This is a genomic window from Thermoanaerobacter thermocopriae JCM 7501 (genome assembly GCF_001310975.1).
Lineage (GTDB): Bacteria > Bacillota > Thermoanaerobacteria > Thermoanaerobacterales > Thermoanaerobacteraceae > Thermoanaerobacter > Thermoanaerobacter thermocopriae.
The window spans coordinates 1-12,548 of sequence record NZ_BAZY01000045.1 but is presented as its reverse complement, the minus strand read 5'-3'; the positions used below and the strand labels follow the sequence as shown (position 1 = coordinate 12,548).

Sequence of the window (12,548 nt, the reverse complement as noted above, 5' to 3'; positions counted from 1 at the left end):
CTCTGGATTTGTAATATGTCCTCTCATATTCTATATCCCCAAGGATTGTCGTTAATCTCTTTTTATCTTTCCTCTCTACTACCCATTTTTCTTTCCTTCTCTTGTCTTCTTTTATTATCCTATCTAACTCTTCAATAATTGCTTCTATTGCTTCCCTACCTAGTTTGTCCGTGATTCCCTTTATTTTTGCTGCAAGCTCTGTAATATTCATTCCTTTGTTTAATAAATCGCTAAAAATTTCTATCACTTCTCTAGTGAAATTTAGAGCATTTTGTAGTATAATATCCTCAAAGATATATTTTTTCACAAGAGACACCCCTTTCTGTGTTGTTTTGTTTTCCATAATCTATTTTATCACAGGGGTTGTCTCTTGTTTTTTTTACTCAAAAAATCCTACGATAATTTTACACTATGTAAATTATTATGAAAGTAGATTAAAGATAATTGTGATTGACAGCTAATAATAGTATAATGTATAATAACAAGTAAAATGATGGATAAATGCGATGACCAGGAGAGTAGCAATAGCAGGTATACAGGGAGAAGATACCGCGACTGAGAGTATCTTTATACTTATGCTATTGTGAAGGACACCTGTGAGCAGACCAGTCGACAAGGTAGGCTGTGTCCGTGAACCTGCGTTAAAGGAATGAGTCCAAATCAGGGTGGCACCACGGGATTTAACCTCTCGTCCCTGCAAATTGTTGCAGACGAGGGGTTTTTAAATGTGTAAAGTTATTACAAAATGCAAAAGGAGTTGGTGAAATGCTTACAAAAGCTCCAAGAGGGACAAAGGATATTCTTCCTTCAGAGTCTTATAAATGGCAGTATGTAGAAGAGCTTATAAGGAAGATATGCGATGATTATGGCTTTAGGGAAATAAGAACCCCCGGTTTTGAACATACAGAGTTATTTTTAAGGGGAGTAGGGGAATCAACTGATATCGTGAGAAAAGAGATGTATACTTTTACGGACAAAGGCGGAAGAAGTATTACTTTAAAACCTGAAGGTACTTCTCCGGCTGTAAGAGCATTTATAGAGCACAATTTATATGCGGAGGCGCAGCAACGAAGTTGTATTATATAACTCCTGTTTACAGATATGAAAGGCCTCAGTCTGGAAGGCTAAGAGAACATCACCAATTTGGAGTAGAAATATTTGGTGCTAAAAGCGCTTCTGCGGATGCGGAAGTTATAAGTGTTGCTATAACGCTTTTAAAAAAGTTGGGACTTAATAATTTGGAGCTTAGAATAAACAGTGTTGGGTGTTCTGCTTGTAGAAAAAATTATAATAAAGTGCTTAAGGATTTTTTAAAGGACAATTTGAAGTATTTGTGTGATGACTGTAAAGTCAGATATGAGATAAATCCTTTGAGAGTATTAGACTGTAAAGTTGAAAGTTGTCAGAGGATAACCAAAGATGCGCCTCTTATTACAGATTATTTGTGTGATGATTGCAAAAATCATTTTGAAGAACTACAAAAATATTTAGATGTAATGGGCTATAATTATATAATTGACCCCAGAATTGTGAGAGGACTTGATTATTATACCAAAACTGCCTTTGAAATAATTTCAAAAGACATCGGAGCTCAAGGAACCGTATGCGGTGGAGGAAGATATGATGGTCTTATAGAAGAATGCGGAGGGCCTTCTATGCCAGGAGTAGGTTTTGGAATGGGACTAGAAAGACTTTTGCTTACTTTGGAGCAAAAGGGTATTGAGATTTCAAAACCTAAAGACGTAGATTTGTTCATAGCTTATGTTGGAGAAGAAGCAAAATTATTTACTTTTGCTCTTGCTAATAAACTGCGATTTAATGGATTAAAAGTAGAAAGAGACAACATGGATAGAAGTTTAAAAGCACAAATGAAGTATGCCAATAAGCTTAATGCGAAATTTGCTATTGTAATAGGAGAAGAAGAGATGAAGGAAAACAAAGTTAAATTAAAAGATATGAGAGATGGAAGCGAAGTAGAAATATCCATTGATGAAATAGAACAAAGGATAAAAAATATATAAAATGGAGGGAGTAAAATGGGAGAACAATTAAAAGGACTTAAAAGGACTCACATGTGTGGAGAATTGACAGTGGAAGATGTCGATAAATCTGTTGTAGTTATGGGATGGGTACAAAGAAGAAGAGACCATGGAGGCTTAGTGTTTATAGATTTAAGAGATAGAACAGGTATTGTACAGGTGGTTTTTAACAATGAGGTTTCTTCCGAAGCTTTTGAAAAAGTACAGGGTGTGAGGAGTGAATATGTACTAGCAATAGAAGGAAAAGTGGTAAAAAGGGCACCTGAAAATGTAAATCCTAAAATTGCTACAGGGGAAATTGAAATATATGCCAATACCTTAAAAATTTTAAGCAGATCAGAAACTCCGCCTTTTCCAATAGAAGATAGAAGCAATGTCTCAGAGGCTATAAGGCTAAAATACAGATATTTAGATTTGCGAAGACCTTCAATGCAAAAGAATTTAATGACTCGGTTTAAAATAACTAAAGTTGTTCGTGATTTTTTGAATAAAAACGGTTTTATAGAGATAGAAACGCCTCTTTTAATTAAAAGTACGCCAGAAGGTGCAAGAGATTACCTTGTGCCAAGCAGAATTTATCCGGGCAAATTTTATGCTTTACCTCAATCTCCTCAAATATTCAAACAACTTCTTATGATTTCTGGATTTGATAAGTACTACCAAATAGCCAAATGTTTAAGAGACGAGGATTTGAGGGCAGATAGGCAACCAGAGTTTACACAAATAGATATAGAAATGTCTTTTGTAGAGGTAGATGATGTTTTAGAAATTAATGAAAAGATGATTGCGCAGATTTTTAAAGAGACTTTAGGCATTGATGTGCCAATTCCTTTTAAAAGATTATCCTATCAAGAAGCCATGGAAAGGTTTGGGACAGATAAACCAGACTTAAGATTTGGGATGGAACTTAAAGATTTGTCAGACATAGTATCTCGATCTGAATTTAATGTATTTAAGACTGCTTTAAAAAATAGCGGATCTGTGAGAGGCATAAATGTAAAAAGTGCTGCTTCTATGCCAAGAAGACAGTTAGATGAATTGGTGGAGCTTGCAAAAACTTATGGAGCTAAAGGACTTTTATGGATGCAAGTTTTTGAAAATGAAGTGAAATCCCCTGCTACTAAATTTTTAAGTGAAAAAGAAATAGAAAAGATACTTGAAAGACTTGAAGCAGAAACAGGAGATTTACTATTGATTGTGGCAGATAAAGATGAAATAGTTTTTGATACTTTAGGTCATTTGAGATTAGAGCTTGGAAAGAGACTTAATTTAATTGATGAGAATAAATATGAGTTTGTATGGATAGTGGATTTTCCGTTGTTAGAGTACGACAGCGAGGAAAAAGATATGTGGCAAAACATCATCCCTTTACGGCCCCCAAAGATGAGGACATAGACCTTTTAGAAAAAGAGCCGTTAAAGGTAAGAGCAAAAGCTTATGATATAGTTTTAAATGGAGTGGAAATTGGGGGAGGTAGTATAAGAATACACGATACTGAGCTTCAAAAAAGAATGTTTAAAGTTTTAGGTTTTAGCGAAGAAAAGGCGTGGGAAAGATTTGGCTTTTTGATGGAGGCTTTCAAATACGGTGCACTCCTCACGGTGGGATTGCATATGGATTGGATAGCTTGCTATGATTATAACGGGAAGCGACACCATAAGGGATGTAATTGCTTTTCCAAAGACTCAAAACGCGGTATGTTTAATGACAGATGCACCTTCAGAAGTATCAGAAGAACAGTTAAAAGAATTGCACATAAAGGTAGACTTATAAACGTTTACCAGTTGAAAAATAGGGGTTTTTGTGATATTATTTATATAGAAAGATGAATAAATTTAAAAAACCCTGTGGTGCGCGTGACATCCGGTGAAAGTTTGAGCCAACACCAATAATAAGGGAGCCTGGGCTTTGGCAGTGGATTGTAGGCCGCCTTTGAACGGAAGCGGAAACATGAAGCTGCCAAGAGGGCACCCACGTTGTGAGGACGGGTTCAAGAACTACCGGGAGGCACGGCACTATGGGGGTTTTTTTATGGAGGGAAAAGAGTGGACATTTTTTCGCGAACAGAGCTTTTAATAGGAAAAGAAGGGCTTTTAAAACTTAAAAACAGTACCGTTGCAGTTTTTGGAATAGGAGGAGTAGGCTCTTTTGCTGTTGAAGGGCTAGTAAGAGCAGGAATTGGAAAATTGGTTTTAATAGATGGAGACGACGTGTGTGTGACAAATCTAAACAGGCAAATACACGCTACCACTTTTACGATAGGTAAACCTAAAGTTGATGTGATGAAAGACAGGATATTAGCGATAAATCCAGAAGCCAAGTTTTAACTTTTAAAGAGTTTTACTCCAGCAAAAACAGTGATAAACTATTATCAAAAGAGTACGATTATGTAATTGATGCAATTGACAGAGTGCCTTCAAAAGTGGATTTAATAGCGAAATGCACTTTATTAGGGATACCTATAATAAGTAGTATGGGAGCAGGAAATAAACTAGATCCTACAAAATTTGAAGTAGGAGATATTTATCAAACAAGTGTATGTCCGTTGGCAAAAGTAATGAGAAGGGAACTTAGGAAAAGAGGTATTAAATCTTTAAAAGTGGTGTATTCTAAAGAAGAGCCTATAAAAAATTTCTATAGAAGCGAAGCTAAAATTTCGAAACCAGCACCTGGTAGTATTTCTTTTGTGCCTTCTGTTGTCGGCCTCATACTTGCTGCAGAGGTAGTTAAGGACTTATTGAAAAAATAAACAAAAGGCTATTGACATATCTGTGAAAAAATTTTATACTATTTATTGGATACCCCAATGGGGTTGGGAGGTATAATATGTACCAAGATAACAAAGAAGATTTATTAAGAAGATTAAGAAAAATTGAAGGACAAGTAAAAGGCATACAAAAGATGATTGAAAATGACGCCCATTGTGTAGATGTACTGGTACAAGTAGCTGCTGTTAGGTCTGCGATAAACAGCGTTGGTAAAATTCTTCTTAAAAGTTATACCACCAGTTGTATAAAAGGAGCTTTTTGTACTGAAAAGCAGGATGAGGTGATAGAAGAATTAATTGAGACGTTTATAAAATTTATGAAATGACTTTAATAGTTGGGTTTTGTTAGCAATTTGCTTTATGATATAAATGTATAAAGCAGTTGCTTTGTATAAAAATAAAAATGAAATAAAAGTATAGGAGTGGTTTTATGGCAGAAGTAGTTATTACGCTTGAAAATTTTGAGGAAGAAGTTGTGAATTCAGATGTACCAGTTTTGGTAGACTTTTGGGCTGAATGGTGTATGCCTTGTAGGATGGTGGCTCCAATAATTGATGAATTAGCAAAAGAATATGAAGGTAAAATTAAAGTTGGGAAAATCAATGTAGATGAAGAAAATGAATTGGCAATGAAATTTAGGATAATGAGTATACCCACAATTGGACTTTTTAAAAACGGCAAGATGGTAGACAAAATAATAGGTGCAAGACCTAAAGGAGACTTTGTAAAGTTTATAGAAAAACACTTAAACAATTAAAAAATCCTGCGTTATGCAGGATTTTTAATTTATTTATTGTTTAATTTTCTAAAAAATTACAAAAAATCAAAATATACTGAAGTATATTTTAAAAAACGAATAAAACCCCCTTTAATGTTGGGGGTTATTCGTTTTTTAAAGATTGAAAAAGCTTTTAATTAGCTTAACTGGTGGAATATTTTCAGAGCTTGAAGGAGGAGAAAAATTATTAGAAAATATAATTGATGGAGGAAGTGGAAAAGAACTTTATCCTCCTTCAGTGGCAAAAGTTTTAATTGACAGAGATTATATCATGGCAGCTTGTGTGGTGTTTTGACTAAAAAATATCCTGACTAAGCTTAAGATTAATGAAAAATAGCTTTGGCATTTCTAAAATATTTAGAAATGGGGGAGATTAAGTTGTATCCTTTGTTGAGAATAAATTTAAGAAAACTTAGAAAAAATACACAAACTATTGTCAATCTGTGTGAAAAGAGAAATATAAAGGTAGTAGGTGTTACAAAAGTTTTCTGCGGTATTCCAGAAATAGCTCAAGCGATGGTAAAAGGTGGAGTAGAAATTTTAGGAGATTCCAGAATTAAAAATTTAAAAAAATTACAACACATACCGGTATTTAAAATGCTTATTCGAATTCCTATGATAAGTGAAGTGGAGGAAGTCATAAAATATGCAGATATAAGCCTTAATTCAGAAATCGATACAATAAAAAGCTTATCAGAAGAGGCAAAAAAACACAAGAAGTTCATGAGATAATCCTAATGGTAGATTTAGGTGATTTGAGAGAGGGTATGTTAAAAGAGGATGTAATTCCTGCAGTGGAACAAATAGTAAAGCTTGAAGGTATAAAACTTCGAGGAGTAGGTACTAATTTAACTTGTTATGGCTCTGTTATTCCTACTCCAGATATACTAGAAGAGCTTGTAGAAATAAAAAATTCTATCAATAAAAAATTTGACCTGAATATAGATATAGTCTCAGGAGGAAACTCAAGCAGTCTGTACTTAGTTCAAAATGGTCTCATACCAAAAGGAATAACGCAGCTTAGAATAGGAGAAGCTATTGTGTTAGGTAGGGAAACGGCTTTTGGAGACAGAATTCCCCATACGTATGACGATGTATTTACTTTAGAAACACAGATAATCGAATTAAAAGAAAAACCTTCCTATCCACGAGGCATATTAGGAGTAAATGCTTTTGGTGAAAGACCGGTATATGTGGATAGAGGTATAATGAAAAGGGCAATTTTGGCTATAGGAAGACAGGATGTCAATATGGGTGACCTAATTCCTATAGATAGTACCATTGAATTAATAGGTGCAAGTAGTGACCATTTGATCGTAAATGTTACAAATTCTCCATATCCATATAAAGTTGGAGATATAATAAAGTTTAAGCTAACATATGGTGGGATTTTATCTTGTTGTACCTCTGAATATGTAGAAAAGGTGATTGAAGAGGTGTAAAAATACCTCTTTTTGATAGTAATTTTGCTGTTGACAACCTCTTTTTTAAATGGTATTCTTTTTATTGAAATCCGAGCAGAATAGTAGGATTTAATAGGAATTCAGGGGGATGGATAATCATGAAATTATCTACAAAAGGTCGATATGGGATACAAGCTATGTTTGAATTAGCCTTTACTATGGGGAAGGTCCCATTTCTTTAAAAACAATTGCGGAAAATGAGGGTCTTTCTGAGCATTACCTAGAACAACTTATAGCAATTCTTAGAAAAGCTGACCTTGTGAAAAGTGTAAGAGGAGCACAGGGTGGGTATATGTTAGCAGCTCCTCCTGATAAGATAACGGTTGGAGATGTGATAAGGACATTGGAAGGGTCACTGGCTCCTGCAGATTGCGTTTTGGAAGATACACCTTTTGAATGTAGTAGAGCGGGAGGTTGTCCCACAAAATTGGTGATGGAAAGAATAAGGGATAGTATAAATAAAGTAATAGACTCTATTACTTTACAGGATATGGTAGATGATTACAGGCGGTTGAATCAAAAAAGTGCTTTTATGTATTACATTTAAGTAAATAGAATCCACATTAAGAAGATAAAGTATTAGTATTATGCCATGACAATCAGTTATCTTTGTGATAGACAAGCAGTTAGGAGAAAGTTGAAAAGAGATAGAGCACACAAAAAAAGTGTGCATTTTTTAATTTAAAGAGGGAAATCTATAAAAAAGCAGAAACTTTTTAAATTTCAAAGGAGGGCTATTATGAATAAAGACAAATATATGAAGGGGTTTTTGGCAGGACTGGTAACTGCTGCATATATAATTCCTAAAATAAATATGAAAAAATATAGACGCTACAAAGATATGATAGAAAAAAGTGTGACAAAAATATGCCGCACAATGAACAAAATAAAAATTAGATAGACTTTTCGGGTGATAACATGCAAGTTAAAAAGATTTATCTATTTTTTTAATTATTGCTGCTATAGGCTTATTGTATTTTTTTATAAAAAATTGGGTAAGTATTAAAAATATACTTTCCCCTTTTTTTATTGCCGGTTTGGTAGCCTATTTATTGAATCCAATGGTAAAATTTTTTAATTCAAAGGGCTTGTCTACATTTTTTTCTATACTTTTGGTATTTTTAATTGTTACTTTGGGAATATTGATATTTTCTTTCTATATCTTTCCTTTGATGATAAATGAAATGATTGCTTTTATAACAATGATACCTTTTTATATTGAAGAACTACAAAATATTTTGATTCAACTAAAATTTAACTATTTTTCTTATTTACCACCACAATTTGAGAAAGTTTTAGATAAAAATTTGAATACCCTCAATAATCTCTTTGCTTCCCGAGTTGATATGGCTTTTAAATCTACTGTTGCGATATTAAAAAATGTTATAGATGCCATACTTGTACCAATTATTACTTTTTATTTTTTAAAGGATAAAAATTTGTTTAAAAAAGAGATTGAAAAAATAATTCCCTTCAAATATCATTCTAGTTTCTTTACTCTTCTAAGAAAAATAGACAAAATTTTAAGTAAATACATAAGAGCACAAATATATCTTTCTATTTTTGTTGGAATTTTAACTAGCATAGGGCTTTCTCTAATTAAGATTAAATATGCTTTTTTAGTAGGGCTATTGACAGGAGTATTAAATATAATTCCCTACATAGGCCTATTTTGTCGATTATTCCTGCTGTATTACTAGGATTTCTTGATTCTTTATCTAAAGGGATTTGGGCTTTAGTTGTATGTCTTTTAGTGCAACAAATAGAAAATGCTTTTATAACTCCCAAAATACTTAGCGACAGCGTAGGTCTACATCCAATTACAGTAATTTTTTCACTGATTGCAGGGGGGGAACTTTTTGGCATCTGGGGGCTTTTATTGTCTGTGCCTATTGTAGCAATCGTAAAAGCAGTTGTAACAGAAATTTTTATTGAGAAATAAACCAGTTATTGACTTGTTATGTTCAATCTTGTATAATATATCAAAAAAGAGCGGGTAAAAGCCCGTCCCCAAATTAGGGACGGTTTTTATTGTATCAAGAAGGAGGATTTTTATGGAAAAACTCGGGATGAATGAAATTAGAGAAAAATATTTAAGCTTTTTTGAAAGCAAAGGGCATTTGAGGTTGCCAAGTTTTTCTCTAATTCCCAAAAATGATAAAAGCTTATTGTTGATTAATTCCGGTATGGCTCCTTTAAAAGCTTATTTTACAGGAAAAGAAGTTCCCCCCAGTAAAAGGATTACTACTTGCCAAAGATGTATAAGGACACCTGACATTGAAAGAGTAGGTAAAACAGCACGTCACGGTACTTTTTTGAAATGCTAGGAAACTTTTCCATTGGTGATTATTTCAAAAAAGAAGCTATTCCCTGGGCCTGGGAATTTGTAACAGAAATTTTGAAGTTGCCAGTTGACAGGTTATGGGTATCAATTTATGAGGAAGACGATGAAGCATTTGAGATTTGGAACAAAATAGTTGGGTTACCTTCTGAAAGAATAGTGAGGATGGGAAAAGAGGATAATTTCTGGGAGATTGGCACAGGACCTTGTGGGCCATGTTCAGAAATTTACTTTGACAGAGGTGAAGAAAAAGGCTGCGGTAAGCCTACTTGTGGAGTTGGCTGTGATTGCGATAGGTTTATTGAATTCTGGAATTTAGTTTTTACACAGTTTAATAAAGACGAACAAGGAAATTATCATAGGTTGCCAAATCCAAATATTGATACAGGCATGGGACTTGAGAGGATGGCAACAATAATGCAGGGAGTCGACAGCATATTTGATGTAGACGTAATAAGAGGCATTACTAATTTTGTGTCTAAAATTGCGGAAGTAGAATATGGAAAAGATGCAGAAAAAGATGTATCTTTGAGAGTTATCACTGACCATATAAGAGGGATAACTTTCATGATATCAGATGGAATTCTGCCTTCTAATGAGGGAAGAGGCTATGTTTTGAGAAGACTTTTAAGAAGAGCGGCAAGACATGGTAAATTGCTGGGGATAAACGATGCCTTTTTGTACAAAGTAGTAGATTCAGTTGTAGAAAATTATGGAGAAGCATATCCTGAAATAATTGAGAGAAAGGACTATATAAAGCGAATAATCAAAGTAGAAGAGGAAAGATTTAAGGAAACAATTGACCAAGGACTTACAATTTTACAAGATTATATAAATGAGTTAAAACTCCAAGGAAAAACTGTCTTAGAAGGCTCTAAGGCTTTTAAATTATACGATACCTATGGTTTTCCATTGGATTTAACAAAAGAAATTTTGCAAGAGGTTGGCATTGTGGTTGATGAAGAAGGATATACAAAAGAGCTAGAAAAGCAAAGGATTAGAGCGAGAAGCAGAAGAAAAGAAGATAATAGTTTGTGGGAGCAAGATATATATTCTACTTTAGGAGATATTAAAACAAAATTTGTGGGATATACCACTTATGGGAGCAATTCAAAAGTTTTAGCTATTGTAAAGGAGGAAGAACTTGTTGAGGAAGCAGAAGCTGGAGATGATGTAAGTATCATATTAGATATAACTCCTTTCTATGCTGAAAGTGGTGGCCAGATAGGAGACAAAGGAGTTCTAGAGAATGAAAATGTTTTGATAAGAGTAAAAGACTGTAAAAAAATAGGAGATAAGTTTGTACACATTGGAACGATTGAAAGAGGTTTAATTTCTGTAGGAGATGATGTAAAAGCTCGAATTGATGTGGTAAGCCGAAACAATGCTGCAAGAAATCACACTGCAACTCATCTTCTTCATAAAGCCCTAAAGGAGATATTAGGCGACCATGTTCATCAAGCTGGTTCTCTGGTGGCTGATGATAGATTAAGATTTGATTTTTCACATTATCAAGCGGTGACTAAAGAAGAGTTAAAGAAAATAGAAAATAGGGTTAATGAAAAGATATACCAAAGTTTAAATGTGTATATTGAAGAAAAAACTTATGATGAGGCATTGAAAGAAGGGGCTGTTGCGTTATTTACGGAAAAATACGGGGATAAAGTAAGGGTTGTGAGAATTGACGATTACAGCGTGGAACTTTGTGGTGGAACACATGTTAAAAATACTAACGAAATAGGGCTTTTTAAAGTTGTGTCTGAAAGTGCAGTGGGTGCAGGTTTGAGAAGAATTGAAGCTTTAACAGGACCTTACGCAATAAAATATTTAGAGGAGAAAGAAGAGATATTAAAAGGGGCTTCTGATTTATTGAAAGCCCAAGATAAAGAGTTAGTTTCAAAAATAGAGGGCTTGCAACAAGCTTTAAAAGCAAAAGATAAAGAGATAGAACAATTAAAAATAAAAATGGCTTCTATTTTGGCTGATAGTTTAATTAATTCTGCTATTTCATTAGACGGTATAAGAGTAGTGGTTTCAAAAATTGAAGATTATGATAGTGAGTCTTTGAAGGCATTAGGGGACATTTTGAAAGATAAATTAAAAACGGCGGTAGTAGTGTTGGCATCTTCTACCCTAGAAAAAGCTATATTTGTCGGTATGGCTACTAAAGATGTTGTTCAAAAAGGGATAAATATGGGGGCTGTTATTAAAGAGGCTTGTAAAGTATCTGAAGGAAATGGCGGTGGAAGACCAGACATAGCTCAAGGAACAGGTAAAAATCCATCTAAGGTGAAAGAAGCATTAGACAAAGCTATAGAGGTTGTAAAAGAACAGTTAAAAAATTGAGAAAAACTTGACTGTTTAAGTAAATATAGGTTATTATAAAGTTGATGGTAGTTAAATGTATCTAGAGGTGATATATTATGGTAGATAAGAATGAACAGACTCTAAGGTATCACGTTACAACTGATAGAAAAACTGTTAAAGAGATATTGACAGCAGTATACGAAGCTCTTTCGGAAAAAGGCTATAATCCAATAAATCAAATAGTAGGTTACATCTTGTCTGGGGATCCTACTTATATAACCAGCCATAAAAATGCGAGAAATTTGATAAGAAAAATTGAAAGAGATGAATTAGTAGAAGAACTTTTGAGAGAGTATTTATCTTCCCAAAAATAAGAAAAATAAAATTGCCTCACATAAGGTGAGGCAATTTTAGAATGGAGAGATTTTTTTGAGGATTATGGGACTAGATGTAGGTGATAAAACAATCGGGATAGCCATAAGTGACTTATCAGGGACAATTGCACAGGGACTTACTACTATTAAAAGAAGTAGTAACAAAAAAGATTTTGAGAGAATAAAACAAATAATAAATGAATATGAAGTAGGAATGATAATTGTAGGATTACCTAAGAACATGAATGGTACTTTGGGACCACAAGGACAAAAAGTTGTAAGATTTGTTGAGCACTTGAAGAAAGCTTTTAGTATACCAATAATATTGTGGGATGAAAGGCTTACTACAGTAGAAGCGGAGAGGGTTTTAATAGAAAAAGCTGATATAAGTAGGGCAAAGAGGAAAGAAGTAATTGATAAGCTGGCTGCAGTTCTTATACTTCAGAACTACTTAGATTCACAAAAAAATAAATAAATTT

At 33.8% G+C, this 12,548-nt stretch carries 7 protein-coding genes, 1 other RNA gene, 7 pseudogenes and 1 other annotated feature; of the genes and pseudogenes, 14 read left to right on the top strand and 1 reads right to left on the bottom strand.

All coding sequences use genetic code 11. The features are described 5' to 3' along the window. A partial coding sequence (locus tag JCM7501_RS11625) for a UPF0236 family transposase-like protein (RefSeq protein ID WP_173571595.1) occupies positions 1-307 on the bottom strand: 307 nt, incomplete at its 3' end. 190 nt (positions 308-497) lie between these two features. Beyond that, positions 498-699, top strand: a binding site (T-box leader). Between the two features lie 66 nt (positions 700-765). Between JCM7501_RS11625 and hisS the strand changes: the two are divergent. The 14 genes and pseudogenes from hisS to ruvX all read left to right on the top strand — a co-directional run bounded on the left by hisS (position 766) and on the right by ruvX (position 12,544). Next, a pseudogene (hisS, locus tag JCM7501_RS11620) lies at positions 766-2,021 on the top strand (histidine--tRNA ligase). A 15-nt stretch (positions 2,022-2,036) separates the two neighbouring features. Continuing rightward, positions 2,037-3,812, top strand: a pseudogene (gene aspS / locus JCM7501_RS11615) (aspartate--tRNA ligase). A 66-nt stretch (positions 3,813-3,878) separates the two neighbouring features. Next, positions 3,879-4,067: non-coding RNA, 6S RNA (ssrS, locus tag JCM7501_RS12815), on the top strand. A gap of 17 nt (positions 4,068-4,084) precedes the next feature. Beyond that, positions 4,085-4,788 (top strand): annotated as a pseudogene (locus JCM7501_RS11610) (tRNA threonylcarbamoyladenosine dehydratase). A gap of 77 nt (positions 4,789-4,865) precedes the next feature. Further along, the gene (locus tag JCM7501_RS11605) at positions 4,866-5,132 is read left to right on the top strand and encodes a metal-sensitive transcriptional regulator (protein ID WP_012995103.1); all 267 of its coding nucleotides are present in this window, start codon (positions 4,866-4,868) and stop codon (positions 5,130-5,132) included. Positions 5,133-5,236: 104 nt separating this feature from the next. After that, positions 5,237-5,563 carry a thioredoxin gene (gene trxA / locus JCM7501_RS11600; RefSeq protein WP_012995104.1) on the top strand — a complete coding sequence of 109 codons (327 nt, stop codon included), beginning with the start codon at positions 5,237-5,239 and terminating at the stop codon, positions 5,561-5,563. A gap of 142 nt (positions 5,564-5,705) precedes the next feature. Then, positions 5,706-5,879 carry a glutamate mutase L gene (locus JCM7501_RS15360; RefSeq protein WP_245599098.1) on the top strand — a complete coding sequence of 58 codons (174 nt, stop codon included), beginning with the start codon at positions 5,706-5,708 and terminating at the stop codon, positions 5,877-5,879. A 68-nt stretch (positions 5,880-5,947) separates the two neighbouring features. Next, positions 5,948-7,026, top strand: a pseudogene (gene orr, locus JCM7501_RS11595) (ornithine racemase Orr). Positions 7,027-7,145: 119 nt separating this feature from the next. Continuing rightward, positions 7,146-7,594 (top strand): annotated as a pseudogene (locus JCM7501_RS11590) (RrF2 family transcriptional regulator). 192 nt (positions 7,595-7,786) lie between these two features. After that, complete coding sequence (locus JCM7501_RS13195; RefSeq protein ID WP_013150243.1) at positions 7,787-7,948, top strand: hypothetical protein; 162 nt, start codon at positions 7,787-7,789, stop codon at positions 7,946-7,948. 70 nt (positions 7,949-8,018) lie between these two features. After that, positions 8,019-8,989: pseudogene (locus tag JCM7501_RS11585) on the top strand (AI-2E family transporter). Between the two features lie 112 nt (positions 8,990-9,101). Further along, positions 9,102-11,734: pseudogene (gene alaS, locus JCM7501_RS11580) on the top strand (alanine--tRNA ligase). Between the two features lie 77 nt (positions 11,735-11,811). Beyond that, on the top strand, positions 11,812-12,069 hold the full coding sequence (locus JCM7501_RS11575) for an IreB family regulatory phosphoprotein (RefSeq protein WP_003869796.1): 258 nt from the start codon (positions 11,812-11,814) through the stop codon (positions 12,067-12,069). Between the two features lie 55 nt (positions 12,070-12,124). Next, complete coding sequence (gene ruvX, locus JCM7501_RS11570; RefSeq protein WP_012995109.1) at positions 12,125-12,544, top strand: Holliday junction resolvase RuvX; 420 nt, start codon at positions 12,125-12,127, stop codon at positions 12,542-12,544. Positions 12,545-12,548: the final 4 nt, after the last annotated feature.

What these genes read in the sequence shown, in the direction of transcription:
- JCM7501_RS13195 (WP_013150243.1), top strand. Translation starts at nt 7,787, where the DNA reads ATGAATAAAGACAAATATATGAAGGGGTTTTTGGCAGGACTGGTAACT.
- trxA (WP_012995104.1), top strand. Translation starts at nt 5,237, where the DNA reads ATGGCAGAAGTAGTTATTACGCTTGAAAATTTTGAGGAAGAAGTTGTG.
- JCM7501_RS11605 (WP_012995103.1), top strand. Translation starts at nt 4,866, where the DNA reads ATGTACCAAGATAACAAAGAAGATTTATTAAGAAGATTAAGAAAAATT.
- JCM7501_RS11575 (WP_003869796.1), top strand. Translation starts at nt 11,812, where the DNA reads ATGGTAGATAAGAATGAACAGACTCTAAGGTATCACGTTACAACTGAT.